Source organism: Arenibacter certesii DSM 19833, from assembly GCF_000429545.1.
Lineage (GTDB): Bacteria > Bacteroidota > Bacteroidia > Flavobacteriales > Flavobacteriaceae > Arenibacter > Arenibacter certesii.
In genome coordinates, this window is record NZ_AUCB01000048.1 from 1 (window position 1) to 26,848 (window position 26,848).

General features: G+C 37.0%; 29 protein-coding genes and 1 tRNA gene. 10 read left to right on the forward strand and 20 right to left on the reverse strand.

Annotation, left to right across the window (positions count from 1 at the left end; all coding sequences use genetic code 11):
• Nucleotides 1-205: hypothetical protein (locus tag G466_RS24305; RefSeq protein WP_205622055.1), on the reverse strand; the 205-nt coding region annotated here is incomplete at its 3' end.
• A gap of 123 nt (nt 206-328) precedes the next feature.
• On the opposite strand from G466_RS24305, the gene G466_RS0117485 reads away from it, so the two are divergent.
• The 6 genes from G466_RS0117485 to G466_RS0117510 all read left to right on the forward strand — a co-directional run bounded on the left by G466_RS0117485 (nt 329) and on the right by G466_RS0117510 (nt 5,000).
• The gene (locus G466_RS0117485) at nt 329-1,774 is read left to right on the forward strand and encodes a site-specific integrase (protein ID WP_026814797.1); all 1,446 of its coding nucleotides are present in this window, start codon (nt 329-331) and stop codon (nt 1,772-1,774) included.
• 197 nt (nt 1,775-1,971) lie between these two features.
• Nucleotides 1,972-2,295, forward strand: coding sequence for a hypothetical protein (locus G466_RS0117490; RefSeq protein ID WP_026814798.1), 324 nt, complete (start codon nt 1,972-1,974; stop codon nt 2,293-2,295).
• 1 nt (nt 2,296) lies between these two features.
• Complete coding sequence (locus tag G466_RS0117495; protein WP_026814799.1) at nt 2,297-3,067, forward strand: hypothetical protein; 771 nt, start codon at nt 2,297-2,299, stop codon at nt 3,065-3,067.
• A gap of 77 nt (nt 3,068-3,144) precedes the next feature.
• The gene (locus G466_RS0117500) at nt 3,145-3,420 is read left to right on the forward strand and encodes a helix-turn-helix domain-containing protein (protein WP_034236081.1); all 276 of its coding nucleotides are present in this window, start codon (nt 3,145-3,147) and stop codon (nt 3,418-3,420) included.
• A 4-nt stretch (nt 3,421-3,424) separates the two neighbouring features.
• The gene (locus tag G466_RS0117505; RefSeq protein ID WP_026814801.1) at nt 3,425-3,847 is read left to right on the forward strand and encodes a hypothetical protein; all 423 of its coding nucleotides are present in this window, start codon (nt 3,425-3,427) and stop codon (nt 3,845-3,847) included.
• A gap of 70 nt (nt 3,848-3,917) precedes the next feature.
• Nucleotides 3,918-5,000, forward strand: a complete 1,083-nt coding sequence (locus G466_RS0117510) for a hypothetical protein (protein WP_026814802.1) — start codon at nt 3,918-3,920, stop codon at nt 4,998-5,000.
• A gap of 214 nt (nt 5,001-5,214) precedes the next feature.
• Here G466_RS0117510 and G466_RS0117515 read toward each other — a convergent pair whose 3' ends face one another.
• On the reverse strand, nt 5,215-5,541 hold the full coding sequence (locus tag G466_RS0117515; RefSeq protein ID WP_026814803.1) for a hypothetical protein: 327 nt from the start codon (nt 5,539-5,541) through the stop codon (nt 5,215-5,217).
• A 215-nt stretch (nt 5,542-5,756) separates the two neighbouring features.
• On the opposite strand from G466_RS0117515, the gene G466_RS0117520 reads away from it, so the two are divergent.
• Nucleotides 5,757-6,038 carry a helix-turn-helix domain-containing protein gene (locus G466_RS0117520; protein WP_034236083.1) on the forward strand — a complete coding sequence of 94 codons (282 nt, stop codon included), beginning with the start codon at nt 5,757-5,759 and terminating at the stop codon, nt 6,036-6,038.
• Nucleotides 6,039-6,354: 316 nt separating this feature from the next.
• Here G466_RS0117520 and G466_RS0117525 read toward each other — a convergent pair whose 3' ends face one another.
• The 18 genes from G466_RS0117525 to mraZ all read right to left on the reverse strand — a co-directional run bounded on the left by G466_RS0117525 (nt 6,355) and on the right by mraZ (nt 24,730).
• Nucleotides 6,355-6,930 carry a hypothetical protein gene (locus tag G466_RS0117525; protein WP_026814805.1) on the reverse strand — a complete coding sequence of 192 codons (576 nt, stop codon included), beginning with the start codon at nt 6,928-6,930 and terminating at the stop codon, nt 6,355-6,357.
• Nucleotides 6,931-7,352: 422 nt separating this feature from the next.
• Nucleotides 7,353-7,886, reverse strand: coding sequence for a hypothetical protein (locus G466_RS0117530; protein WP_026814806.1), 534 nt, complete (start codon nt 7,884-7,886; stop codon nt 7,353-7,355).
• An 85-nt stretch (nt 7,887-7,971) separates the two neighbouring features.
• On the reverse strand, nt 7,972-8,214 hold the full coding sequence (locus G466_RS0117535; RefSeq protein WP_026814807.1) for a helix-turn-helix domain-containing protein: 243 nt from the start codon (nt 8,212-8,214) through the stop codon (nt 7,972-7,974).
• 170 nt (nt 8,215-8,384) lie between these two features.
• A tRNA-Arg gene (locus tag G466_RS0117540) sits at nt 8,385-8,458 on the reverse strand.
• Nucleotides 8,459-8,492: 34 nt separating this feature from the next.
• Nucleotides 8,493-8,945 carry a GatB/YqeY domain-containing protein gene (locus G466_RS0117545; RefSeq protein WP_026814808.1) on the reverse strand — a complete coding sequence of 151 codons (453 nt, stop codon included), beginning with the start codon at nt 8,943-8,945 and terminating at the stop codon, nt 8,493-8,495.
• Between the two features lie 92 nt (nt 8,946-9,037).
• On the reverse strand, nt 9,038-11,116 hold the full coding sequence (ftsZ, locus tag G466_RS0117550) for a cell division protein FtsZ (RefSeq protein ID WP_026814809.1): 2,079 nt from the start codon (nt 11,114-11,116) through the stop codon (nt 9,038-9,040).
• Nucleotides 11,117-11,162: 46 nt separating this feature from the next.
• Nucleotides 11,163-12,497, reverse strand: coding sequence for a cell division protein FtsA (gene ftsA / locus G466_RS0117555; protein ID WP_026814810.1), 1,335 nt, complete (start codon nt 12,495-12,497; stop codon nt 11,163-11,165).
• A 3-nt stretch (nt 12,498-12,500) separates the two neighbouring features.
• Entirely contained in the window at nt 12,501-13,220 is a 720-nt protein-coding gene (locus G466_RS0117560; protein ID WP_026814811.1) for a cell division protein FtsQ/DivIB, read from the reverse strand.
• Complete coding sequence (gene murC / locus G466_RS0117565; protein ID WP_026814812.1) at nt 13,217-14,560, reverse strand: UDP-N-acetylmuramate--L-alanine ligase; 1,344 nt, start codon at nt 14,558-14,560, stop codon at nt 13,217-13,219. Before murC ends, G466_RS0117560 begins: the two co-directional genes overlap by 4 nt.
• Nucleotides 14,561-14,593: 33 nt before the next feature.
• A complete protein-coding gene (gene murG / locus G466_RS0117570) occupies nt 14,594-15,685 on the reverse strand; it encodes an undecaprenyldiphospho-muramoylpentapeptide beta-N-acetylglucosaminyltransferase (protein WP_026814813.1) in 1,092 nt (363 codons plus the stop codon).
• A complete protein-coding gene (locus G466_RS0117575) occupies nt 15,672-16,865 on the reverse strand; it encodes an FtsW/RodA/SpoVE family cell cycle protein (RefSeq protein WP_026814814.1) in 1,194 nt (397 codons plus the stop codon). The genes murG and G466_RS0117575 overlap by 14 nt, the downstream gene beginning before the upstream one ends.
• Before the next feature lie 3 nt (nt 16,866-16,868).
• The gene (murD, locus tag G466_RS0117580; protein ID WP_026814815.1) at nt 16,869-18,203 is read right to left on the reverse strand and encodes a UDP-N-acetylmuramoyl-L-alanine--D-glutamate ligase; all 1,335 of its coding nucleotides are present in this window, start codon (nt 18,201-18,203) and stop codon (nt 16,869-16,871) included.
• Nucleotide 18,204: 1 nt separating this feature from the next.
• Nucleotides 18,205-19,425, reverse strand: coding sequence for a phospho-N-acetylmuramoyl-pentapeptide-transferase (mraY, locus tag G466_RS0117585; protein ID WP_026814816.1), 1,221 nt, complete (start codon nt 19,423-19,425; stop codon nt 18,205-18,207).
• An 87-nt stretch (nt 19,426-19,512) separates the two neighbouring features.
• Nucleotides 19,513-20,976, reverse strand: coding sequence for a UDP-N-acetylmuramoyl-L-alanyl-D-glutamate--2,6-diaminopimelate ligase (locus tag G466_RS0117590; RefSeq protein ID WP_026814817.1), 1,464 nt, complete (start codon nt 20,974-20,976; stop codon nt 19,513-19,515).
• A complete protein-coding gene (locus tag G466_RS0117595) occupies nt 20,973-22,979 on the reverse strand; it encodes a penicillin-binding protein (protein ID WP_026814818.1) in 2,007 nt (668 codons plus the stop codon). The genes G466_RS0117590 and G466_RS0117595 overlap by 4 nt, the downstream gene beginning before the upstream one ends.
• Nucleotides 22,979-23,302 (reverse strand): FtsL-like putative cell division protein, encoded by a 324-nt coding sequence (locus G466_RS0117600; protein WP_026814819.1) that lies wholly within the window; start codon nt 23,300-23,302, stop codon nt 22,979-22,981. Before G466_RS0117600 ends, G466_RS0117595 begins: the two co-directional genes overlap by 1 nt.
• A gap of 80 nt (nt 23,303-23,382) precedes the next feature.
• Nucleotides 23,383-24,279 carry a 16S rRNA (cytosine(1402)-N(4))-methyltransferase RsmH gene (gene rsmH / locus G466_RS0117605; RefSeq protein WP_026814820.1) on the reverse strand — a complete coding sequence of 299 codons (897 nt, stop codon included), beginning with the start codon at nt 24,277-24,279 and terminating at the stop codon, nt 23,383-23,385.
• Complete coding sequence (gene mraZ / locus G466_RS0117610; RefSeq protein WP_026814821.1) at nt 24,266-24,730, reverse strand: division/cell wall cluster transcriptional repressor MraZ; 465 nt, start codon at nt 24,728-24,730, stop codon at nt 24,266-24,268. The genes rsmH and mraZ overlap by 14 nt, the downstream gene beginning before the upstream one ends.
• Before the next feature lie 263 nt (nt 24,731-24,993).
• On the opposite strand from mraZ, the gene G466_RS0117615 reads away from it, so the two are divergent.
• The 3 genes from G466_RS0117615 to G466_RS24310 form a co-directional block, all read left to right on the forward strand.
• Nucleotides 24,994-25,758 carry an alpha/beta fold hydrolase gene (locus G466_RS0117615; protein ID WP_026814822.1) on the forward strand — a complete coding sequence of 255 codons (765 nt, stop codon included), beginning with the start codon at nt 24,994-24,996 and terminating at the stop codon, nt 25,756-25,758.
• A 77-nt stretch (nt 25,759-25,835) separates the two neighbouring features.
• Entirely contained in the window at nt 25,836-26,450 is a 615-nt protein-coding gene (gene yihA / locus G466_RS0117620; RefSeq protein WP_026814823.1) for a ribosome biogenesis GTP-binding protein YihA/YsxC, read from the forward strand.
• 197 nt (nt 26,451-26,647) lie between these two features.
• The coding region (locus G466_RS24310) for a hypothetical protein (protein ID WP_205622052.1) at nt 26,648-26,848 on the forward strand (201 nt) is incomplete at its 3' end.

Sequence of the window (26,848 nt, forward strand, 5' to 3'; positions counted from 1 at the left end):
CGGGATAAAGGGATTGGCTGCGCCCTTCCCTACAAAGCTCCGCTTTGAAAACCACAAAAAGTTGTGCTGCGACAAGCTTCAAAAAAAGAAGCGAGCTTCTTTTATGAAGCTCGCTTGCACAACCACTTTTTTGTGGTTTATTCGTGACCCCGGAGGGATTCGAAGTAATGTTTTTACATGAATGCACATATTCTAATAATCCCATATTTTATAATGCTTTACAGATACTATAGTTTAAACAAATCGTATGTTATCTAAATAAACACAACTTTATTGTACCATAAATCGTACCATTTAATTACATTTGATATGTTCAAATGTTTTAATCATGGCAAAAATAAATTTCCTTTATCGAGGGATCAAAGAACATGGTAAATTATCCGTAAGGCTAATACATGGAAAAGAGATTGATTACAGAATCGGATCCCCTATTTCCTCCAAAAAAGAATATTGGCTAAAAAAAACTACCAAAAATGGCAGTACGGTATACAAGCATCGAAAATTGCAAGACCTCATAAATGGCAGTAGTAGCGCTGAATTAAAAGCACATAAGGACCAACTCGAAATCATCCAAAAATCGATATTAAACTCTTTCCTGAATGATTTTAACAACGGTATACCCATAACCAAAGACTGGTTAAAATCCGCAATAAATAAGTTCACACGGAATTTAGACACAAAAAAAGATATCGATTTAGCGTCTAGTGAACTAGATAAAATAAAACAAGAAGAACAGGAGAAGCAAGAAAGCATTAAAAACACCAATTTACTTAGTATTGCAATTGAAAAAATGTTCACTAAATACCAAACAAATTTCAATGAATTAAAGAAATACAAAGTCACACACGGAATACTCCTAAAATACCAAAAAAGCAAACAACAAATTTTCACGATCAAGGAACTTAATCAAGATTTTGCCAATAATTTTATGAATTGGGCATATCTAGATATGAAATACAGTAAATCCTATATTAATGCACAATTAAAAAGATTTAGAAGTTCTGCAGTAAAGGCATATGAAGCCGACGAAGAGGATATAATCCAAGTAAGCAAAACACTAAGAACATTCACCAAGTTTGATAAAGTCTACAAGGACAAAATAGTAATTACACTTAATTATGATGAACTTGATAAAATTGATAATAAAGTAATTTCAGACCCTAGGTTATTGGATGCTCAAAAAGCCCTTCTGATTGGTTGCGAAACTGGATTAAGATATTCAGATTTAAACAAATTAGTAGATTCCAACATAAAGAATGTAAACGGTGTTAACTATTGGAAATTCAGAACCGACAAAACAGATGCCCTTGTTCAGATTACGGTCACGGAAAGGATTCTATATTTAATTAGAAAATATGGCCTACCACAAACGAACTATCCAAATAATGGCGTTCAACTTAATGAGGATATTAAAAAGGTATGTGCCGCAGCAGGTATAATAGAAAAAATAAAAGGCAGCAAAGCAACAGTTATAAAAGTTAATGGTGCCGAGGTGACAAGAAACATTGTAGACTACCACCCCAAACACGAATTAATTACTTCAAGAACGTTTCGACGCTCATTCGCTACAAACTATTATGGAAAAATAGATACCGCCCTAATTACAACTATTACAGGGCACTCCACAGAAGCTCAATTACGCGCCTATATTAACAACCATGATGAAAGTAATATAGCACGCACCAAACAGCAGATAGACCACTTTCACAAGGAAAGAAAGAAAGATAAAAACGACATTAAATTAACTGTAGTTCCAAAAGCCGGAAATGAATAACAGAAATTAATTATATGTATTTAAGATTGGACTTTTCAAAAATGGGGATTATATTTAACAAGACACATTTTTTAATGAACTCCGATATTACTGACAATATAGAATGAATGTTCTAAATAAAAATTAAAGGGCATCAGAAGCCTTTTTTAAGCTGATTTATGAGGGTTTTATATTTTTCCAATGTACAAGAGTAGAAAATGGACAACACATCAGAATTTGACTATACTCAATTATCAAAATCCGAACTTGGAGAATTATATCATAAGATTATAGATGCCGCTCTTGAAAACAATGGGTACAAACTCCATGTACTTCAAAAATGGAATATTAGTCAAGAGGAATTTCATCGCAGATCATTAGCAAGTATAGCTATTAGAAAACGGGAAAAGGATAGAAAATTAGAAGTAAAGAAGGTGGTTCTAGAATATTTGCGTAAACGTTATGAAACTATGTCCAACGAAGACGCGGAGAGAGAATGGAAACACCTAAAGGCTGAGGTAGAATATCGCAACCCTAATTAATATGGGAGATTCACAATTTAATATTAATAATGATTATTCTTCCTTTAGGGACAATCATTTGAACGCAATAAATGAACTGCTATCGATTGAAAACTATGAATCAAAAGATCAGGAGCTAAAAACAGGCCTCGAAATAGCCTACTACCTTTTCTATGTAAGCAGTGAAACAGATTTAGGGATTTTAATTGAAGGTTTGAAAATTGAAAAGTTACTTTTCGACTTCGACATAGTTGAAAATAAGATAAAGCAAACATTACAAAATAAAGAATACACCAAATTTCAGGAAACTAGAATTAAGGCAATAGTCTATTCAGGATATATAACCCATTCAATCCTTAAGTACCAATATGGACCACTTTTCCAAAAAGGCGTTGGTATGTTCGATTTTTTGATACATCAGGAATGTGTTATTACCACACTTAAAACATTTAAAGAAAAACTGATAGATAGATTATCAAATAATAGTTTTAATGCTTTAGATAATGTGGATAATAAGTCACAGACCGATAAAGATCCGCCGGGAAGAGTTCTAATAGGTGTTTATTTTTTAACCGGGAAAGCGGATGAAAAATACAAGGAATTAGGTTCATGGCGAAAAGTCGCAGAGCATTTTAAACTTCAAACTTTTAGCGGTCAGTTTTCATCAACAGCCAATAAAAATTCGACCTACAATGAAAATGATGTTTTTCATACTAATCAAATAGAAATATTAGGATACATCAACAAGAATAGAATTGATATAAAGCGAATGGAATATATAAGACCTGAATAATACAAGGTGATACTTAGTATCATTTTTTTGTATAATCTAAATAAATGGAATTTTGCTCCATATTTAAACTTATAAATATGGACATGCAAATAATTAAAATTGAATTACCCGAGGAGACAAAACTTCAAATCTCCCAAATCAGTAAAGAACTTGCTGAATTAAAAACAAAATTTCAACCTAAAGAACCAACGCAATACTTAACACGTTCGGAGGTTGCTAAAATGCTATCGGTGAATTTGTCCACAATTCACAATTACTGTAAGCGTCATATACTCCAACCGTATGGCATTGGATCCCGTGTTTATTTTAAACGTGATGAGGTAGACCAGGCATTAGTCAAACTTAAAAACTAATGTCATGGGCAGAAAAATAAAAACCAACTCCGGAGCTGTACCATTTCCTGTAGTCCATACTTTCAAGTTGACCGGATCCAGTTCCACGGTCAGCCAATATGAACTTATCAAAATAATTGGAGAAAGTCCAAAGTTAAGTAAATATATCAGTATTTCACGAAATAGGAATTTTGTAAAATCAGAACCGGAATATTATTTGTCGAAAAAAGAAGTCGGTGATTGGCCCCTACTTATCGGCCTCCACAAAACAAATATTGTAGAGGTTTTGATTGGCTATAGAGAGGAAGAAGATTTAAATGTAAATACCCTACTTGTAAGGTTTAATAACCAAGATATGACGGTTACAATTTATTACTTCGAAAAAGATTACTCCACGGACTTAATCCAGTTACTCCCCTTCATGAAGAAATTATATAAAAGAGGGTAAAAATACCCTCTTTTAATTTGTTCAAATGTTCCGGCTACAGTAACGTAAACCTAATTACAAAGATACATCATTGATTGATTACGTTAAAATATTAATAAAAGACGCTGATATAGACAGGTTATCAGATAATCCCTTATTGGATTTTCAATTAAAGGTATCAGAGGATGGCGGTGAAATATCCAATAAAAAAAAATGTTCTTATCATTTTTGTACAATAACAATATACGATAGTGGAGCAGTAATTTTTTACGGAAGTATTCATAAAATGTACAATTCTTTAACGGGTATACTTGCACCAAACCATAAAAAAGATAAGGAATACAAGGGGTATAATGGCAACCAGTTCTATTGGAATGAAATATTATTTGTAAAACAACATTTATTAGAATTGTTTGATGTCGAGCCTAGTCAAATGATTTTTCAAAATATTGAATTAGGAGTCAACCTAACAACCTCTTTTGATCCCCAGTTATTTATTAAAGGCCTATTAATGTTTGAAGGGAAGTCTTTTGATTACCGTTACAACGATTACTATTCCCAGTCACAACATGGCCAGTATACTGTAAAAATATATAATAAGGGTAATCAATACAATATGGCACTAAATACTTTACGTTTTGAAATGAAAGTTACGAGAATGGAATTTCAAAGAAAAGGGGTAGGAATAACGACAATAGCCAATTTAGATGAACGCCACATTAAAAGAGTATTTCTCTTTTTAAAAAAGCAATTAGAAAAAGTATTGTATTACGACAACACAATTAGAAAAGGCGAATTAAGCTCAGAGGAACGAATCAAATGTAAAGACTATTCAAATCCGAGATATTGGAAAAATTTAGCCTCTAATCTACGCTACAGACCGAAATTAAAATTACATGCAATAATCGAAAATAATTCAGATAATGTCAAGGCAGAATTATTGGGTCAATTAAATAAAATCTGTATAAAATTTGACCAAGATTTTGAAAGTGGCGTTTGTATAAAATTTGACAGTTCGAGTATGGGGCCAAATATTATACCTCAACATGTAAAAATATGCCCTGTTACCGGTCTTGACATCTCAATACAAAAAAGTAACAGCAAACTACTTTCCAATACAAGCCTAAAGCATAATGAAAAAATGGATCCAAATACCTTTGAAAAGTTGTCTTAGACACTATTGACCGTAAAAGAAAATACTTACGAGAATAATATTTATAGTCGCATTTCAAAACAGATACGCAATAGATATTATAATAATAAGTCTTCAAGGCACAATATCACATCACAGAAAAAACTATTTTAAAAATACCACCATTCAATAGATATAAAAGAGGGAGCCAATTGACTACCCTCTTATATTGCTTTAAATTACTACTAAGCCAATATTAATTTTGGGCTTGACATTGAACCCTTACAATGTTTCTAAGCCCCTCTAACCTTTTATTTATTTCATTCCTTACTTCATACCCATTTTGGATATTTCCAGACATTCCGGTCATTCTGTCGATTATTAGATGGTCATGGATACCATCCTTAAATGCACATTCCATAAAATGTTGAAATCTGTCCTTAAGGATAGAAAGGGCATCATAGGTATTAGCGTCCTTGTGGTCCGGCATCCAGTCAAGAAATTCAATTCCGTTTTGGATTAAGTGAACCCCTTGGATCATTAATAATTTGTTTGCGTTGTTCATTTCGTTTTTTGGTTCCATAATTTGTAGTTTTTATAAAATTCATAAGACTTTGCCAATGCACTAATAAGTACTTCCTGAGCTCTCATAAAGCTAGATAATATTGCCTTCCAAAATCATTCAATTTTGTTAAATATAAGTTAATATTATATTTATTTATACTTGATATGTATTTTATATAGATTACATATATCTATTATGTATATTTATTGTTATTAATCTTATACTATGTTTTTATGTACAGAATAAAGGAATTGGCCAAAAGTCAGGAGATTGCAATAAAAGAGTTGGCAAATAGGATAAATGTTGCTCCAAATACATTGAGTAGAATTATCAATGGAGAAAATACGACGGTTGAGATGCTCCAAAAGATTTCAAAAATCTTAGATGTAGAAGTGAGGGAACTTTTTATAGATGATGAGGTTTCCGGGTTCATTAAAATAAGAGGTAAGATTTACGAGGTAAACTCTGAGCAAGATTTAAAGAACATAGTTAACTACCTCGCACCGGACCATTAAGCAGAAATATCTACCACCGTTATTGCTGGATGATATTCCCATCTTTAGAAAGCTTCGTTAACTTTAGAAGAGGTGGAAGCCAGTTATGATAATTAGTTGTCTTGATTTAATACAATGGGCCATGATTTAAAAAGTCAAAAATCTAAGCAGAACTATCACAAAACAATACCCCACCCCTTCAAATATTCCGTTTTCCTTTTACCGGCACAGTGCTTAATATGATAGGTCCATCCCCGTAACCTAATTAAACGGCATGGATATAATTTTCATCTTTGGTCTGCATGTAATAATTTTCTGTGCCAGACTATTTGCAAAATCATTTAATTCTTCTTTCAAATCTTCTTTTGGTCCTTTCGTAAGCAAGATTCTCCCATGTTGAATCAAATGTATTCCAAAATATCCTAAGTTTAAATCCTCCATCGTGGTAAATCAAAACTTGCATATCATCGAATTGAAAATAAATATTGTTATTGTCGCTATCGCCTTTTAGAAAGTCCTTGTTTTCTTCCATTGCAATATCAATCTTTTCCAAAAAAGCAATAACCCTTTTCCTTTCGAGGTGCTTAAATCCATAGCCTTGATACGTTACCCCCTCATCATTCCAAAAACTACCATAAAAACCCAATACCATACCCTCCTTATCCAATTCATCACTTTGGTAAAGTAATGTAGTCAATTCTCCCGAACTGGATGCGGCTAGGGGAATCACACTAAATTTTTGAACTTTCGTTGAAATCCCTAATACATCGTTATACAAAAATGCTTTAGATCGGAAAAGAGAAATGTCCTTGCTCCATTCCTTTGCTTGAAATAAATTGTAAGATTGTTGAGTTACTTGTGAAAATAAAGGGGTTACCGTAAATAGTAATAAAATTAGAACTCGGATTTTCATTTTAGTTATCTTATTTAATAATTATTATAGTGATACAGCAATAGGATATAGGTGGTGATACTATATTGTGCAATTATTAACACGTAATATACAAAGTTCCTTTAAGATTTTTGAAGGATAATCATCTACTAAAAATAACATCTAACGGGAGGGGTTTAATAATACTTATCATACTTGCTGTATCCTATAAACCTTGATAATTCGAGAAATTGTCAGACGCAGAAAGAATAAGTTTCTATTATATTATGTAGTCAGGAATATTAAATATCTTATAGGGAATGGAAGTGGTAGTTTTTATAAGTCAATTATTTTCCGGAAAACTCGGATGCATCAACGCACACGTGAAAAACCTTACTTCATTTATTAAACTTGAATCTAAGGGGCCTACTACAAAAAAAAAACATTCCGCATAGAAATTGGTGTCAATTATTGCTTTTCAGGCATGAATTAACACCCCCTTTGATAAATAGAAAGCTAATAACTAAGCAGATTATAAAAACGATAAATTTAAATAGCACCTTTTGCCAAAACCACTGGAAAAGGTCAGTATTATTACTCCACAACCCTTTAATTCTATTTATTTCCGGTGATTTCGAAACATACTCTATTTCAACATCGTATGGAATATCTTTTAGATTTTTATCCAATGGTAGTTCGCCATAATTTCCGCTTAATCTTTCAATTTTTCGTCCATCAGATGTTAAAAACGAATATGTATAAGAATAACCATTCACGATTTCCATGGTTCGACTTTCATTGCTCTCTATTTCGTCTTCAAATTCATCAGCCTGAATAATTTGACCTTTGGTTGTAATTTTTTCTTGTGTAATTATTAGATATTCATCAATAACTCCTTGTAGTGTAGGACCACTTATTAACCAAAAGTAAATAGCAAGAATCGCAAGACCATATAAAATATTCAATATTGAATCGATTTTTTCACTTTTGTCATGCATATTATTCAGTTTATTATTAATGCCATAAACGAATATAGGAAAAGATACTTTACAGATGTAATGGATAGTAAATATCAGTTTTTAATCACAAATCCATTAACACGGGTGAGGGCACTATTATTAGTTTTGAGTTAAGGCCTTTTATTAACTTGTCTAAAGTTTTTAGGCTCATCCCGTCAATTCTTCCCATTTCAAGTCTACTTATCCAAGACCTTTCGACACCGGATAAAACAGATAGTGTTTCTTGTGATATACTTAAGGAAACTCTTGAATCTTTAATAAAAGCAGCAACATCGGATATATTGTCAATTTCTATAGTTGGTCTCATAAGGACAAAGTTAAATATTATCTTTCGGTCATTTTATTTTACAGATTGTATAATGCACCTTCCTGCATTATTGTACCATAAATCGTACCATTTTTAAGAAGTAAAAGATAATAAAAAAACCTAACTAGTTAATTTAAAACTAGTTAGGTTTTAGTAAAGAAATAATAAAGTGACCCCGGAGGGATTCAAACCCCCAACCCTCAGAGCCGAAATCTGATGCGCTATTCAATTGCGCCACGGGGCCCTATAATCCGACCGGAAAGATCGTATTAATTTATTTAACTACTCAATTTTTTCTTTACAATATTGGAAATGGTCTTGCCATCTGCCTTGCCACCCAATTCCTTGGAGGCAACCCCCATGACTTTTCCCATATCCTTCATTCCGGAAGCTCCTTCCGCAACTATAATCTGGGCTACTATTTTTTCAACTTCTTCTTCGGACAATTGCTCCGGTAAGAACTTTTCAATAATGGCAGCTTGCGCCAATTCAGGTTCGGCAAGATCCTCGCGCCCTTGTTCGGTATAGATTGCAGCGCTGTCTTTACGCTGCTTCACTAAACGCTGTACCAATTTCACCTCTTCCTCTTCAGAAAGCTCTGTACCAGACCCAGTTTCGGTCTGTGCAAGAAGTAAGGCCGATTTTATGGCACGCAAAGATTCCAATGCCACCGTGTCCTTGGCTCTCATTGCCACCTTCATATCTTCCATTAAACGCAACTGTAGTCCCATAGCTTATTTTTTCGCCCTGCGAAGATAAAAAATAAACCCGAAAACGTATAGTATTTTCGGGTTTAAACTTTATATAAAATTGTTTTGATAACTTAATCTACATTGTCATGTAAATAAGAGTTATTAGATCGCAATTGGATTTCGTCATTACTGTCTTCTCCCAAACTCATCCTAGACACTTTATTTTGTCTTGGATTCTCATTTAAATCAATCCCCTGACGTTTATAAGCAGGCTGTTTAGATATCTCATCCAAATTGCTTAGGCTATTTTGGAACTTATAATTAAAGTCCTTCAATTTCCTTCGACGTTCATCTGCACGCTCCTTTAACAACATGTCCAAAGGAGTATTTATAGGGTCTATTTCCTCTGGTTCTACCCTTCCAGGTGCAGGCGTCTCTCTTGCTACCGTCTTTGTACGGAATTGCAAAGCTTCATCTTCCTTAGGTGCATAATTTTGATTGTTAGACTTAGATCTAGCTCCAGTAAGCTTATCCTCTAACTCCATATAATCATCTAGACTATAGCGCTTTTCTCCATCTTTGTTGTATTCTAATACGGGAACTACCTCAACATGGTCACGTACGTTCATATCCCTTATCTCGTCCTCCAAATCAAAAGTAATCGTATGCTGTACTTCCTCTTCCTCCTCTGGTTTTTTAGCCAAAGGCATATCGAAACTAAACTCAAATTGATCATCAGAAACTTCTCTGTTTGAAACTACGTTGGGTTCTACTACCTCAAAATCGTTAATTTCATCGGTAGAATTGATAATTACAAAATCCTCATGGTTCTCTTCCGAAATTACCTCCTCATAGAACACATTAAAGTTTTTAATATAATTAGAAGTTGGTATAAGATCCATATTAGATTGTGGACGCTCTACCTCCCTGTTAACCTGTGCAGGGTTAACCGGATTAGATTGTGGACGTTCAACAGCACGATTAACAGGTGCAGGATTAACCGGATTAGGCTGTGGACGTTCAACAGTACGATTAACAGGTGCAGGATGAACTATATTAGATTGAGGACGTTCTACCTCTTTTTTCACGGGTACAGGCTTAATTTCATCATCCTCAACCAACTGGTGAACAACCGGTTTTGAAACCAATACGTGTTCTGCCTTTTGCTCATCCTCCAAGGTATGGATAATCTTCTTGGATTCTGTATTAACAATATCGTCCTGTTGGTCTATATTAAAACCCGTTGCAATTACCGTTACAGCGATTGCCTCTCCTAATCCTTCATCTTCACCAACACCCATAATGATGTTGGCCCCAAAACCAGCTTCATTCTGAATGTGATCGTTGATCTCTCCAATTTCATCAATTGTAATTTCCTGAGAACCGGAAACGATTAGCAATAGCACATTTTTCGCTCCACTGATCTTGTTATCGTTTAACAACGGGGAATCCAATGCTTTCATAATAGCCTCATTGGCTCTAGACGAACCTGAGGAAATGGCCGATCCCATAATAGCAGTACCACTATTGGACAATACGGTTTTAGCATCACGTAAATCTATGTTTTGTGTATAATGGTGGGTAATTACCTCTGCAATACCCCGGGCCGCAGTAGCCAAAACCTCATCTGCCTTAGAGAAACCAGCTTTAAACCCAAGGTTACCATACACTTCCCTTAGTTTGTTATTATTGATGACAATTAAGGAATCTACATTGGCTCTTAATTTCTCGATCCCAATCTGAGCTTGTTTGCAACGCATTTTACCTTCAAACAAGAACGGCATGGTAACAATACCAACGGTAAGAACATCCATTTCCTTGGCCATTTTGGCAATAACAGGGGCAGCACCAGTACCTGTTCCCCCGCCCATACCGGCAGTAATGAATATCATTTTGGTTGTTGTTTCCAACATAGCTTTAATCTCCTCCAAGCTTTCTATAGCTGCTTGCTCCCCCACCTCTGGGTTGGCACCAGCCCCCAATCCTTCGGTTAAGGAAACTCCTAGTTGTATTTTATGGGGAACGGGGCTATTATCCAAAGCCTGAGAGTCCGTGTTACAAATAATAAAATCTACCCCATTAATTCCGGCCTGGAACATGTGATTGATCGCATTACTCCCTCCGCCACCGACACCGATGACCTTTATTACGTTACTTTGATTCTTGGGCAAATCAAAGGATATATTTTCAAATTCAGTGTTATTGCTCATTGTTATTATTTTACTGGTTTACTTTTCTGTGTTGCTAATCTATACGTTATTCCGCATTATCTAAAAAATCCTTGAACCTCTCAAACCATTTATCAAAAATGGTGCTTCGTTCCTTTTTTACGATCGGTTTTTCCTTAATCTCCGCTTCTTCTTCTTTTACTTCTGTGGACTTATTATCTACTTCTTTATTTACTACCTCAATCTCCTCTAAAACCTTAGGCTTGTTCTTTACAGAATTCATTAAAAGACCTACTGCCGTAGCATATAAAGGACTGGCAATTTCCGCATCTGAATCGCCGGCCAAATGCTCATTAGGATATCCAATTCTAGTATCCATACCAGTGATATACTCTACCAATTGCTTTAAATGTTTCAATTGGCTACCACCACCTGTCAGTACTATACCTCCGATCAATTTTTTCTTTTGTTCCTCGTGACCGTAATTCTTTATCTCCACATAGGCCTGTTCTACAATTTCCACCACACGGGCATGGATAATTTTAGAGAGGTTTTTTAAAGTTATTTCCTTAGGCTCCCTCCCTCTTAACCCAGGAATAGAAACAATTTCATTATCCTTATTTTCTCCTGGCCAAGCAGATCCAAATTTAATTTTTAGTAGTTCTGCCTGTTTCTCTATAATGGAACATCCTTCCTTTATGTCCTCAGTAATAACATTTCCTCCAAAAGGAATTACCGCCGTATGGCGAATAATCCCATCCTTAAAAATAGCAAGGTCCGTTGTTCCTCCTCCTATATCTATTAACGCAACTCCGGCCTCCTTCTCTTCCTGACTTAAAACTGCATTGGCAGATGCCAATGGTTCCAAGGTTATGTTGGCCAAATTTAGACCAGCGCTTTTTATACATCTTCCCACGTTTCGTATAGAAGATACCTGCCCTACTACAACATGAAAGTTGGCTTCTAACCTACCGCCATACATTCCCATAGGTTGCTTTATTTCTGCTTGCCCATCCACTTTAAACTCTTGTGGCAAAACATGGATGATTTCCTCTCCAGGCAACATAACCAGTTTGTACACTTGGTTACACAACTTATCCACATCATGTTCATTGATTACATCCTCCGATTTTGGTCTTGTAATATAATCGCTATGTTGTAGGCTTCTTATATGTTGACCGGCAATACCAACCACTACTGAGCTAATCTTTAAGCCTGAATTGGCTTCTGCTTGCTCCACAGATTGTTGTATCGACTTTATAGTTTGAGTAATATTATTGACCACCCCACGGTGTACGCCCAAACTTTTGGACCTACCAATACCCAAAACTTCTATCTTGCCGTATTCATTCTCCTTTCCAATAATGGCTACAATTTTTGTAGTCCCTATATCCAACCCAACTGAATAATTACCTTCTTCCATAACTTAATTTTTGGTACACACTACCTGGTTGTTAAACGCTAAACTCACTGTATGATAATCTTCCAAGGATTTATCTTTATACGCCTTTACATAAAAAGCCCTAAAATTGCTGAACTTTCTATCCAATCCTTCCACATTCCCCAAATCCACCACAAAATCTTCCATCCTAAATCTAAGCAGGTATTTTTGTTCCCCAGCAATATGAACCCCAATTATATTCTTAGTTAAGAATTCATCTGTCTCGCTATATTTTAAAATTGCATAGACATCCTTAAGGGAATTTTCATTCACATCTCCGGTTATCAATGGCACCCTAGCAGAGTGATATCTTGAAAAAGGCATAGGCTTCCCATCCTCATCCAAATAATATTTTTTACTCCCCTCTACTCGTGCAATCGGTTTCCGTTGTGCGACCTTAGCTACTAGATCTCCGTTAACCGTTAAGAAAACCTGAGCATTCTTAACCATTTCATTGGCTTCGATAGCTTTTTCTATATTATTCAAAACTATATGTTCTTTCGTCAAGTTTGTTAGGTCACCATAATTATGTATCAACAATTTATTAACCGTTTCTTGGGTCATATACAGGTTTTGATCGCCCACAAACTCAATTTGGACTTTTTCAATCCTTTTATTGCCGTTCCTAACATTGGAAAACGCATAAAGCCCCATTACAACCAGTAATAAGACTCCCATTTTTATGAAATTCCAATTAATCCTCATTGTAACTCTTTTTTTATTTTTTGTACTTCCAATCCTATATCACCAGCCCCTATAGTTACTAGGACTTCGGGGTTTTGATATTTTATTTCTGCAATCAGCGAATCCTTGTCAACTAGTTTTTTATTATCCCCTTCGATCTTATCTAGCAACCACTGAGAAGTAACTCCCTCAATAGGCTTTTCCCTAGCTGGATAAATATCTAAAACCAACACTCCATCAAACTGGGAAAGGCTACGAGCAAAATCCTCTATAAAATCCCTAGTTCTAGAAAAAAGATGTGGCTGAAAAACCGCTAACACTTTTTTCCCTGGATGCATTTCTGAAATTGCTTGATATACTGCATCGATGGCTGTAGGATGATGCGCATAATCATCGATATAAACAAATTTTTCTGTCCTTATCTGATAAGAAAATCGTCTTTGCACTCCCTTAAATGTCGCCAAAGCCTCTGCAAGAGATCGTAATGGTGCACCAGCCTGAGCGGCCATAGCAAAAGCTACTAGTCCATTTAATAGATTATGATGTCCCGGCTTACCAAATTGCACTTGCTTTACCGTTGTTTCTGGGGTACGGATATCAAATTCATAAACCCCCTCTTTTATTTTTAGGTTGACGATACAGTAATCAGAATCGTCCTCCATCCCATAGGTAATTCCCTCTAAGGGAAGTCCGTTGCAAACAAATAACTTACCTCCTGGTTTTATCCTAGCTATGAAATCATGAAAAGACTTTTCCAATTCCTCTTTATTCCCATAGATATCCAAATGATCGGCATCCATAGAAGTGATACATGCGACATTGGGAGATAGTCGGAGAAAAGAACGATCAAACTCATCCGCCTCCACAACGGAATATTCAGTGCCTTCTAACAAGAAATTACTATTAAAATCTTCCGATATACCTCCTAAAAATGCAGTTAATGGTGTTCCCGTCTCTTTTAAAATATGTGCTAAAATACTAGAGACCGTAGTTTTCCCGTGGGTTCCAGCGACTGCAAAACAAAAACTATCCTTAGTAATCATCCCAAGCACCTCTGAACGTTTTTTAACCTGAAAACCATGGTTCATAAAATAGTTATATTCGTTATGGTCAGAGGGCACTGCAGGTGTATATACGATTAGCGTATTTTCTGGATCCCTATACTCTTTGGAAATAAGGTCAAGATTGTCCTCATAATGCACTTGGATTCCATGATCCATTAAATCCTGGGTCAATGGAGTACTTGTTTTATCGTATCCAGAAACTCCCTTTCCAATAAACTTAAAGTACCTGGCAAGGGCAGACATACCTATACCTCCAATGCCAATAAAATAGACGTTATGTATATCTTTTATATTCATTATTTCCAACTGAATTCCAATAGTGAAATCCTATTATTTTTTTAATAACTTTTCAATTTCGTTTACAATTTCCTTTGTCGCATTGGGCATAGCCAGTTTTTTTATATTGCTACCCAATTTCGACTTATATTCGTCGGACTCCACCAATCTAGCAAATGCGGAGTCAAACTCAACCTCCAGATTCTTTTCCCTAATCAAAATCGCCGCCTCTTCCTTCGCTATAGCGGTTGCATTTTTGGTCTGATGGTCTTCCGCCACGTTTGGAGAAGGTATAAACATTACAGGCTTACCAACTATACACAGCTCCGAAACAGAACCAGCTCCTGCCCTAGAGATTATAATATTTGCGGCACTATACGCAAAGTCCATTCTATTTATGTATGGATACACTTTCACCTCTTCTCCTTCATATTTTTTATATTCCTCATAATATAACTTTCCACATTGCCAAATAACCTGAACCCCTAAACTTTTAAACAAGGGCAACTTTTCCGCAATCAACTCATTTATCCGTCTAGCACCCAAGCTACCACCCAACACCAACAGGGTGTTTTTTCCAGGTATCAGCTTAAAAAATGGTAGCGCCTCCAAATTTTCAGATGCCGTAGAAACAAGATCACTTCTTACCGGATTCCCCGTTTTTACTAATTTCTTGGCAGGGAAAAACGCTTCCATACCATCATAGGCCACACATATTTTACTAACTTTAGCTGCAAGCAACTTGTTGGTTATCCCTGCATAGGAATTCTGTTCCTGCAAGAGACAAGGAATTCCTTTTCCCGCAGCAACCCTCAGCAAGGGACCACTGGCAAAACCACCGGTTCCCACAACTACATGAGGTCTAAACCTTCTAACTATTTTAGCCGCCTTCACCAAACTACTGACTACTTTAAACGGAAACATTAAATTTTTAAGGGTCAATTTCCTTTGCAACCCACTTATCCACAAACCTTCAATTTTATATCCAGCCTGAGGCACCTTTTCCATTTCCATTCTATCTTTTGCTCCTACGAACAAAAACTCTGCATTAGGATAACGAACTTTTAATTCATTGGCAATTGCAATTGCCGGATAAATATGTCCTCCCGTACCTCCTCCAGAAAGTATAAATCTATAATTGCCCACTCAATACTTCTAAAGGGTTATTTTCATCTATTTCTACTTGCTCCTTAGGCGTTGTTTTATTACTTGCGCTTAGAATAATCCCAATAGCCAAACAAGTCATCCAACTAGAGGTTCCTCCACTACTTATTAATGGCAAGGTCTGTCCGGTTACCGGAAAAAGCTCTACTGCTACAGCCATATTTATCAAGGCTTGAAAAACAATAGGGAGGCCCACTCCTAATACCAATAATTTTCCAAAAACCGTGGAAGCCCCATTAGACACCACCACAATCCTGAACAACAATAGCATATAAAAGAACATCAGCACAAACCCACCTACTAATCCATATTCCTCTACTATAATAGCATAGATAAAATCTGAGGAACTCTGTGGTAAAAAATTCTTCATCACACTCTTTCCAGCTCCATTACCAACAATACCGCCTGTTGCAATTGCTATTTTAGCCCTTTCAATCTGATAATCAGCTTCTGTATCTTCGGGATCGGTAAAATTTTCAATCCTGCTAATCCATGTATCCACCCGGTTAGGGAATAAATCTGGCGCAGCCTTTGCGGTAAGCACAAAGAGGGTGAGTCCCAAAATACCTGCAGCCACTATCCCCAGCAAATACTTAAAAGGATATCCACCCAAAAAACACAATAACAACACCATAGAGAATATAATCCCGGCAGTGGAAAAGTTTGCTGGTAAAATCAGAACAACGATCAGAAAAACAGGTAACCAAAGCGGAACAATACTTTCTTTGAAAGTAATTGCTTGATCTTTTATTTTAGTAAGATACCGCGCTACATATATCATTAAAACTACCGATGCAAGGTTAGAGGTCTGGAAGGTAAACCCTACAATGGGGATACGGATCCATCTACTAGCATTGGCACCATCTATCACCGTTCCTTGAGCCATAGTATACAATAATAAAAGTACTACTACAGGCATAGCAATCAAGGACAGACCCTTAAAAAAGTGGGTAGGTATCCGGTGTATTCCATATATTATCCCAAATCCCATAAGCAATAGGATAGCATGCTTTACCAAGTATCCTACAGCGGTCCCACTACCTACTACATATACCAGGTTACTACTGGCACTGTATACGGGCAAAAATGAAAATAGGGACAACAGGGCAACCACTGCCCAAATAGCCTTATCTCCGTTAATTTTATTTAAGAATCTTAGCACAGACTATAATTTTTTTATTGCTGCTTTAAATTGATTTCCTCTATCCTCGTAATTTTCAAAAAGATCAAAACTAGCGCATGCGGGCGACAACAAAACAGTATCCCCACGCTCGGCAATTTTATAGGCCATCTTTACAGCTTCCTCCATATTATTGGTTTCCACCATTAAATCGACCACATTGCCAAAAGCATCTTTTATTTTAGAATTATCCTCACCTAAACAAATAATAGCCTTCACCTTTTCGCGCACTAAGGACATTAATTGTTTATAATCATTTCCTTTGTCCACACCTCCCACAATCCAAACCGTAGGGGACTTCATACTATCCAATGCGTAATAGGTGGCGTTTACATTGGTGGCTTTGGAGTCATTGATATACTGTACATAATGTATCTTGAGCACCTTCTCCAATCTATGCTCCACCCCTTGAAAAGTCTCAATACTACGACGTATGGACTCTTTCCTAATCCCTATTAAGGTAGCCGCCGAGGTAGCCGCCATGGTATTCTTTACATTGTGCTTACCCTCCAAGGCTAATGATTCTGTACTCATTTCTATAGTGTTATTATCAATTTTCATAATTATCTTTTCATTTTCGATATACGCTCCTTCCTCTAATTTCTTCTCTAGTGAAAAAGGCACCAATTTAGATCGCACCGGGTTCTTTTTCAACCACTCTACAATTACCTCATCATCTGCATCGTATATTAAATAATCTTCTTCTGTCTGGTTCTGCGCTATTCTAAATTTAGACGCTATATAATTTTCAAATTTGTATTCATATCTATCCAGATGATCTGGAGTTATATTGGTAATGATGGCTATATGCGGTCTAAATTGAAAAATATCATCCAGTTGAAAACTGCTTATCTCCAATACATAGTGATCAAAATTATTTTCAGCCACCATTTTTGCATAACTATCCCCAACATTGCCTGCCATCCCAACCTGTAATCCAGATTCCTTTATAATATAATTAGTTAGCAGCGTAGTGGTAGTTTTACCATTACTTCCTGTTATCCCTATAATTTTAGCATTGGAATACCTAGAAGCAAATTCTATTTCGGAAACAACCGTAATTCCAGCCGCCCTTATAGCTATTACCATAGGAACAGTTTCTGGAACACCAGGACTTTTCATTACTAAATCTGCATTTAGAATTTTGGATTCCGTATGCTGCTTTTCTTCCCAATCGATCTCAAAATGCTCAAGAACGTTTTTATACTTTTCTTTAATGCCTCCTTTATCTGAAACAAAAACATCAAAGCCTTCCTTCTTCCCCAACACAGCGGAACCAACACCGCTTTCTCCTCCGCCCAATATCACCAAACGCTTCATTCTATCTAAGCTTTAAGGTGACTATGGTTATTACTGCCAAAAGAATACCTACCACCCAAAACCGGGTAACTATCTTACTTTCGTGATAACCTTTTTTCTGATAATGATGGTGAAGAGGAGCCATCAAAAATATCCGCTTTCCTTCCCCCAATCTTTTCTTGGTATATTTAAAATACCCTACCTGCAACATCACCGAAATTGATTCGGCGAAGAAAATTCCACATAATACTGGGATAAGTAGTTCTTTCCGGATAATAATGGCAATTACCGCAATTACCCCTCCTATAGTAAGGCTTCCCGTATCTCCCATAAAAACAGTGGCCGGATAGGCATTGTACCATAAAAACCCTACTAGAGCCCCAGCAAAAGCCGCAGTAAAAACTACCAACTCGCCTACCCTAGGAATAAACATTATATCCAAATAGTTGGAGAAAATTATATTTCCAGAAACCCACGTAAATATCATAAGGGTAACCACTATTATTGCCGATGTTCCGGCCGCCAGGCCATCTATTCCATCAGTGAGATTTGCACCATTGGATACTGCTGTTACGATAATAATGATAATAGGAATAAATATTAACCAAGCATAATCCTTAGCTCCACTGCCCATCCATGAAATAAAACTTGTATAGTCTAGTTCATTATTTTTAAAAAATGGCACTGTTGTTTTTATCGATTTAATTTCTTCTCCAAGCTTAGGAACTACTTGCAAATTCTCCACCACCGCAATTTGGGCTCTTTCCTTCATGGTTACTTCTGGGTGAAAATACAAGGTAACACCCACTATTAGCCCCAGAACTACCTGACCTAAAACCTTAAATCTTCCTTTTAACCCTTCCTTGTCCTTTTTAAATATTTTAATATAATCGTCTAAAAAGCCAATAGCCCCCATCCACATCATGGTAACAACCAACAATTGCACGTATACATTTCCCAGCTTTGCAAATAGGAGTACCGGAATAAGGGTAGCCAAAATAATGATAAGCCCTCCCATAGTAGGGGTTCCTGTTTTTTGCTTCTGCCCCTCCAGTCCCAGGTCGCGAATAGTTTCGCCTATCTGTTGCCTCTGAAGGAACACTATTATTTTTTTCCCATAAACCGTCGCGATGAGCAGAGACAGCAAAACCGCCAATGAAGCGCGAAAGGAGAGGTACTGAAATAGCCCGGCTCCAATTAGGTCGTGTTCTTTATCTAAATATTCGAACAAATAATACAACATTCTTTAGTCTGTGTTTTACTGTGTTACGGTTTTATTACTATCACGCATTTTAACTATTACGCTGATCCTCATTCTAAACTACATGGGTTATTTCCCCATCTCGTTTAAAAACTCCCCCACTATCTTAAAATCATCGAAATCTATCCTTATCCCATTGGTTTCTTGATACGTCTCATGCCCTTTACCAGCGATTAATATTATATCATTGGCCCTCGCCAATTGGCAAGCCGTTTTAATTGCCTGCTTCCTATTTTCTATGGACAATACTTTCTTGAAATTTTGTGCTTCCACCCCAGCTTCCATTTCCTCAATAATTTTAGAGGGTGATTCCGTTCTAGGATTATCTGAGGTAAATATTACGGTATTACTTAAGGTGGTAGCGATATTTCCCATAACCGGGCGCTTAGTTTTATCCCTATCCCCTCCACAACCTACAACGGTAAATACATTTTCATTACCGGTACGCAATGCATTGATGGTATCCAAAACATTTTTAAGTGCATCTGGAGTATGGGCATAATCAACAATTGCTGTTATGCCATCTTTAGACCTATAATATTGAAATCTTCCCTCTACATTCCCCAACTCACTCATTAATCGCAATATCTCCAGTTTTTCCAATCCCAATTGTTCTGCGGTAGCATAGATGGCCAGCAAATTATACGCATTAAAATCCCCTATCAATTTTGACCAAAGTTCGAGATCACCAATTTTCAACAATTGTCCATCAAACCGATTTTCCAAAATCTGCGCCCTGTAATCCGCATAGGATTTTAAAGCATAGGTAACCTTCCTTGCCTTGGTATTTTGTAACATTACCAAGCCGTTCTTATCATCTATATTAGTCAGTGCGAAAGCCTTTTTTGGAAGGCTATCGAACAATATTTTTTTGGTATCCCGATAGGCAGAAAAAGTAGCGTGGTAGTCCAAGTGGTCATGTGAGAGGTTTGTAAAAATAGCTCCTTCGAACACTAGACCTTCTATCCTTTTTTGATGCAAGCCATGAGAACTCACTTCCATAAAACAGAACTCTACCCCTGCATTGTTCATTAACTCCAAATGTTTGTTTATAGTTAGGGCATCCGGGGTGGTAAGAGAAGTAGGGTATTCCTTCTCATCTACCATTATTCTTATAGTAGATATAAGTCCCACCTTATACCCTGCTTTTTTAAACAGGCGATATAACAAACTACTGATAGTAGTCTTCCCATTGGTTCCTGTAACGCCTATTAACTTTAAATTTTTGGATGGATTTCCATAATAATTGGCCGCCATGATAGACAAAGCCTTATTAGCATTATCTACCTCCACATAAGTAATTCCGTCTACCATTTTCACCGGAAGAGATTCACAAACAATAGATGTTGCTCCAGAGGCAATAGCTTTATCTATATACTGATGTCCATCTACCAGCACCCCCTTTATAGCTACAAAAACACTATCTGCGTCAACTTTTCTAGAATCGAAAGAGATAGCACTGACCAGCTGGGAAGTAGACCCACTTACCGCCGATAGGCTAACCCCGTATAATATGTCTTTTAAGGTTTTCACGATAGCTCCAATATAATTTTATCGACCTTTTTTAGATCGGTTCCTTTCAATACGGATTGTCTTTTAACTTTACCATTACCTTTCACCTCTACGGTAATACCTAAATTTTCTAAAAGGGAAATTGCATCCATCCCGCTCATCCCTTCAACATTTGGCAATTGACTGTATTTTTTACTTGATGCAGCAAAAAATTCCTGATAGGATTCGTTTAGATTTTCATCTCCTGCCTCATTTAAATCTACTTCATCTACCACCGGAGAACTGGCATATATTTTTTGGGCCACCGATTTAAATACCGGGCCAGAAACATCGGCACCATAATACCCTACACTTTTATCGGGTTCGTGTATAACTACGATACAAGAATATTTTGGTTCATCTGCTGGGAAATAACCTGCAAAAGTGGAAATATACCCAAGCTTATCCGGATCCTTAGATGAATAGTTCTTTTGAGTAGTCCCTGTCTTCCCAGCCATTGAGAAATTGGGGGAATACAGCTTATGTCCTGTTCCGTGCTTTTTCTCTACTACATTCTTAAGGAGCTGCCTTACCTTTCCTACAGTCTCTTTGGAACAGATAGACGGGTTTATCACCTCTTTCTCAAATTTAATAATCGTTTTATCCCACTCCCTCACCTCTTTGATCAACCTTGGCTTCACCAATTCCCCATCATTTGCTATGGCATTATAAAATGCCAGCGTTTGCAAGGGTGTTAACGACACCTCATAACCGTAGGACATCCATGCCAGTGAAACTCCAGACCAGCCCTTATCCCCAGGATAACGGATCACCGGTGTCCCTTCACCCTTTATAGGCAGTCCCAATTCGCGGTGAATATTCATGTTCATTAAACGATTTACAAATTTCTCTGGATTGTCCTTATAGTTGTCATTAATCACCTTGGCAAATGCGGTATTAGAGGAGATTTCAAACGCTCTACCCATAGTTACCTTGCCATAACCGCCCCATTTAGAATCTCTTACAGTACGATTATAGACGCGGTACAACCCATTCTCTGTATCAATTACAGTGCTGGTATCAATAACCTTATCCTCCAAAGCAACCACCATGGACATCAACTTAAAAGTAGACCCTGGTTCGTGCGACTCACCTATAGCGTAGTTTAAACGCTCATAGTATTTACCATCGGAAGTCCGCCCCAAGTTAGAAATAGCCTTCACCTCTCCTGTTTTGGTTTCCATAACAATTACACTCCCGTGTTCTGCCTCATATTTTTCTAACTGCCTTAATAAGGCATGGTGCGCAATATCCTGTATGTTAATGTCTATGGTAGAGACCACGTCATAACCATCCTTGGGCTCCTTAATATTGTCCCACCCAATAGGCTTCCACTGCCCTTTGGCTATTTTCTGCTTTAAACGCTTCCCTTCTTCTCCTCTTAAATACTCTCCAAAGGCACCTTCTAAACCCACTCTGGTATAATATCCGTTCTCATCTACCCTCTCATAACCAACACTTCGTTCAGCAATCTTCCCCAAAGGATGTTCCCGAACAATTTTTTGCTCTATTATTACCCCCCCTTTATAAGGGCCCATATTAAATAGTGGAAATTGCTTTATGGCTACATAGTCTGAATAATCCAAGTTACGAGCGACCAAAGAATACCTGTTCTTATTTGCCCTTGCCTTACGTAGTAACTGCTGATAATAGGAAGCGGATTTCCCAAGTAACTTTGCCAATGAATCTGACAAAGGCTTAATGTTTTCCTCAAAATCCTTACTCCTTACCGTTTCCGCATCCCATCTGATGGTATACCTGGAAACAGAGGTAGCCAACAAGCTCCCATCGTCAGAATACAGATTACCTCTTTTTGGGGCAATAGTAAATACCTTTTCTGTACGGTCCATACCGAGCTTCCTATACTTATCTCCATCCACCATTTGTATACTGACCAGTTTCACCAATACCGCAACAGCGAACAGAAAAAGGAATCCTGCCACTATATATAACCTGATTAATATGTTTTTTTCCGTTATCGCCACTATTTGTCCTTTACGGTTTTAACTCTTATTTTCTTTGGAGGAGTTTCCGACGGAAACAAGCCTTTGTCCTCTACGGTTCTTAATATGGTAGATTCTAGTTTTAATTCTTGCATATCCGATCGAACATCCACAAACTCGCTACGTAACTCTTTTACTTCCTCGTTCAATGCCGCAATCCTATGCACCTTACTGTCGGCATTATGAGAACTAGTAATCATTACGGTAGCCAAAAAAGAAATGAAAATGATAAACATCCAGTTCTTGGGAGCACCTCCGCTCACTAAAAACTTTCCTTTCAACAAATCTAAAATTCCCTTTTTCACAGTTTTTATACCTTATATATTATACCATTCAACTTTTCCACTAAAACACTCCTTAGCACTCCATGTAAAGTCCTAATTAATTAAATCCGCTCCGCAATCCTTAACTTGGCACTTCTAGCTCTATTGTTCTCCTTTATCTCTACTCTAGAAGGAACAATTAAGCCTCCCACCTTTTTAAAGGGAACATCTATATTCCCATAAAAATCCTTTTCCGGCTCCCCTTCAAACCGCCCCGCTCTCACAAATCGCTTAACCAGCCTATCTTCTAAGGAATGATAACTTATTACACTTAACCTACCACCCACATCCATTATTTCTGGCACCTGCTCCAAAAACTCCTTTATTACCTGAACTTCTTGGTTTACTTCAATCCTAATAGCCTGATATATCTGCGCCAGTATCTTATGCTCTCTATGCTTAGGCAGATAAGTAGCCAAAACCTCCTTTAATTGAGCGGTTGTTTTTATAGGCTCTGTCTCCCTAAATGCCAAAATGGTTTTCGCCATGGCATTGGCATTTCTAAGATCACCATACGCAAACAACACTTTTCTTAAACCGTCATAATCGTAGGTGTTTACCACATCATAAGCAGACAAAGTGTTCATCTTACTCATCCTCATATCCAAATCCGCATCAAAACGAGTAGAGAAACCCCTCTCTGCTTTATCGAACTGATGAGAAGAAACACCAAAATCTGCCAATACCCCATCCACCTTTGTTACGCCATAGAACTTTAAAAACTGCCTTATGTATCTAAAATTCTGATTTATCAATAAAAAACGATCGTCTGGAATGCTATTCTTCAAAGCGTCTTCATCCTGATCAAAAGCCAACAACCTGCCTTTATCCCCTAAGCGTCTTAAGATCTCTTTGGAGTGACCTCCACCGCCAAAGGTGACATCTACATAAACACCGTCCGGTTTTATGGACAGTCCATCTACGGACTCTTTTAACAATACTGCATTATGATAGCTCATAGTCATCTTCTCCCATTACTTCTTCTGCCAAACTTGCAAAATCATCGGCCGTGTCATCCAACACTTTTTCATAACCGTCTTTATCCCAAATTTCAATAATATTAATCGCCGAACTCAATACCACCTCCTTTGTTATCCCAGCTATTTCTACCAAATTTTTCGGTATCAACAGCCTTCCAGTGGAATCAATTTCTACTACCTTTACCCCAGCTGAGAATCGCCGAATAAAATCGTTGTTCTTTTTCTTGAACCTGTTCATTTTATTCATTTTCTGCATCAACGAATTCCACTCCGCCATAGGATATAATTCCAAACAAGGCTGAAAAACCGATCGCTTTAGCACAAAACCGTCGTTGAGCAACGGTGACATTTGATTTTTAAGCGCCACCGGAAGCATCACCCTACCCTTGCTATCTGCCTTACAATCATATGTTCCGATGAAATTTATCACGAAGTTGCTGGGTTATTATTTAATAACTCAAATATATAGAATTTATTACCACTTTTTACCACAAAATACCACTTTGTTGATAAAATCTGACATATGATTCCATTTGGGAGATAAACAAATCCAGTTTTCCCATTTGTAAATTGAGGAATTGCAATAAAAAAACTATGAAAAAAATAAAACTTTGGCTTTTATGAAAATTTGGTCACCTTTGCGTAATGATGAATTGTATATATTTGTCATCATAAGATCACAAGCATTCGTGCATGGAAAAAAAAATTAATAAAGAGGGAAAGTATCGATACATTGAAATAGGTGAAGGAACGCCAATCATAATTCTTCATGGTCTCATGGGCGGACTAAGTAATTTCAATGGCGTAATGGATCACTTCCCGCCCAAGGGCTACAAGGTAATTGTACCCGAACTTCCCATCTATGATATGCCTTTGCTCAAAACCAATGTAAAGAACTTTGCAAAGTTTTTGCATCGATTTATCACCTATAAAGGTTTAGATGATGTTATCCTTTTAGGAAATTCTTTGGGAGGACATATCGGCCTTTTGTACACCAAACTATACCCTAAAACGGTAAAAGGTTTGGTCATAACCGGTAGCTCGGGACTTTATGAAAGTGCCATGGGCGATGGATACCCCAAAAGAGGCGATTACGAGTTTATTAAGAAGAAGGCAGAAGATGTTTTTTATGACCCTACTGTGGCCACAAAAGAGATTGTGGATGAAGTTTATGCTACGGTAAACGATAGAATGAAACTGGTAAAAACCTTGGCTATTGCGAAAAGTGCGATCAGACATAATATGTCCAAGGATTTGCCTCATATGCCCACTCCAACCTGTATTATTTGGGGAAAGGATGATAAAGTTACGCCGCCCAATGTTGCCGAAGAGTTTAATTCCCTACTCCCTGATTCTGATTTAAATTGGATAGAAAAGTGCGGACATGCTCCAATGATGGAACATCCTGACGAGTTTAACAACATTTTAGAATCCTGGTTAACCAAGAACAATTTTTAATTACTATAATTTTCCATTTATAAATATTCAACTCCATTATTTACTGGAAAAGGATTTGAATTAAAACATACACACCTATGAAAATAAAGTCGGCCGACTTTGTTATGAGCAATTCCAACGTAACAAATTGCCCAAAGGACCATTTACCGGAATACGCCTTTATAGGTCGCTCCAATGTGGGTAAATCGTCCCTGATCAATATGTTAACACAAAGGAAGGGACTTGCCAAAACTTCAGGAAGGCCGGGCAAGACTCAATTAATCAATCATTTTAAAATTAATGAAAATTGGTTTTTGGTCGATTTACCTGGGTATGGCTATGCACGTGTTTCGAAAAAGGATAAAAAAACTTTCCAAAAATATATTACAGATTATTTTTTGGAACGGTTACAATTGGTATGCGCATTTGTTTTAATTGATATTAGGCACGAACCCCAGAAAGTAGACTTGGAATTTATGGAGTGGATGGGTGAAAATCAGATTCCTTTTTGTATAATTTTCACAAAAGCCGACAAATTACGACCTAAAGCGATTGAAAATCATGTAAATGATTACATCAATAAATTACTAGAAGGTATTTGGGAAGAAGCTCCTATATATTTTATTACTTCCTCTACCAGTGGAATAGGTCAAGAAGAACTACTCAACTACATTGATGGGCTTAACGAAGGTTTTTTCAAGGAAACACTTTAGACAGTAAGTAATATTTTTAATATTTATCCGTCCCCTAACTACACAGGCTTGGGAATTTTGGTAAATACGCATTATTAGGCGCATTCAGAATTGACGCAACTGCTTGTTTATCAGGTATTTAATTCGTATATTTAGATATAATAAAACCCCGAAAACGAGTCTCTAGCTCAAAAAACGGGGTTTTTATCTTAATGTCTATGTCCAAGATACGAAGAATCCACGATTTCCAGCACAGTTTTACATTTTCCTCCCAGACCGAAGAGTTCGATGCGTTTTACGCCCGGTTTCTCGAAAGCGATCTTGGCAAGATCTATATCGCCATCCCTTGGGACGAACTGGTAGCGGCCCTTGGTCTGAAGGAAGCCAAAAAGGGCCCAAGGTGCATCTTCTGCGCCAAG

What these genes read in the sequence shown, in the direction of transcription:
- G466_RS0117485 (WP_026814797.1), top strand. Translation starts at nt 329, where the DNA reads ATGGCAAAAATAAATTTCCTTTATCGAGGGATCAAAGAACATGGTAAA.
- G466_RS0117490 (WP_026814798.1), top strand. Translation starts at nt 1,972, where the DNA reads ATGGACAACACATCAGAATTTGACTATACTCAATTATCAAAATCCGAA.
- G466_RS0117495 (WP_026814799.1), top strand. Translation starts at nt 2,297, where the DNA reads ATGGGAGATTCACAATTTAATATTAATAATGATTATTCTTCCTTTAGG.
- G466_RS0117500 (WP_034236081.1), top strand. Translation starts at nt 3,145, where the DNA reads ATGGACATGCAAATAATTAAAATTGAATTACCCGAGGAGACAAAACTT.
- G466_RS0117505 (WP_026814801.1), top strand. Translation starts at nt 3,425, where the DNA reads ATGGGCAGAAAAATAAAAACCAACTCCGGAGCTGTACCATTTCCTGTA.
- G466_RS0117515 (WP_026814803.1), bottom strand. Translation starts at nt 5,541, where the DNA reads ATGGAACCAAAAAACGAAATGAACAACGCAAACAAATTATTAATGATC.
- G466_RS0117520 (WP_034236083.1), top strand. Translation starts at nt 5,757, where the DNA reads ATGTACAGAATAAAGGAATTGGCCAAAAGTCAGGAGATTGCAATAAAA.
- G466_RS0117525 (WP_026814805.1), bottom strand. Translation starts at nt 6,930, where the DNA reads ATGAAAATCCGAGTTCTAATTTTATTACTATTTACGGTAACCCCTTTA.
- G466_RS0117530 (WP_026814806.1), bottom strand. Translation starts at nt 7,886, where the DNA reads ATGCATGACAAAAGTGAAAAAATCGATTCAATATTGAATATTTTATAT.
- G466_RS0117535 (WP_026814807.1), bottom strand. Translation starts at nt 8,214, where the DNA reads ATGAGACCAACTATAGAAATTGACAATATATCCGATGTTGCTGCTTTT.
- G466_RS0117545 (WP_026814808.1), bottom strand. Translation starts at nt 8,945, where the DNA reads ATGGGACTACAGTTGCGTTTAATGGAAGATATGAAGGTGGCAATGAGA.
- ftsZ (WP_026814809.1), bottom strand. Translation starts at nt 11,116, where the DNA reads ATGAGCAATAACACTGAATTTGAAAATATATCCTTTGATTTGCCCAAG.
- ftsA (WP_026814810.1), bottom strand. Translation starts at nt 12,497, where the DNA reads ATGGAAGAAGGTAATTATTCAGTTGGGTTGGATATAGGGACTACAAAA.
- G466_RS0117560 (WP_026814811.1), bottom strand. Translation starts at nt 13,220, where the DNA reads ATGAGGATTAATTGGAATTTCATAAAAATGGGAGTCTTATTACTGGTT.
- murC (WP_026814812.1), bottom strand. Translation starts at nt 14,560, where the DNA reads ATGAATATAAAAGATATACATAACGTCTATTTTATTGGCATTGGAGGT.
- murD (WP_026814815.1), bottom strand. Translation starts at nt 18,203, where the DNA reads ATGAAGCGTTTGGTGATATTGGGCGGAGGAGAAAGCGGTGTTGGTTCC.
- mraY (WP_026814816.1), bottom strand. Translation starts at nt 19,425, where the DNA reads ATGTTGTATTATTTGTTCGAATATTTAGATAAAGAACACGACCTAATT.
- rsmH (WP_026814820.1), bottom strand. Translation starts at nt 24,279, where the DNA reads ATGAGCTATCATAATGCAGTATTGTTAAAAGAGTCCGTAGATGGACTG.
- G466_RS0117615 (WP_026814822.1), top strand. Translation starts at nt 24,994, where the DNA reads ATGGAAAAAAAAATTAATAAAGAGGGAAAGTATCGATACATTGAAATA.
- yihA (WP_026814823.1), top strand. Translation starts at nt 25,836, where the DNA reads ATGAAAATAAAGTCGGCCGACTTTGTTATGAGCAATTCCAACGTAACA.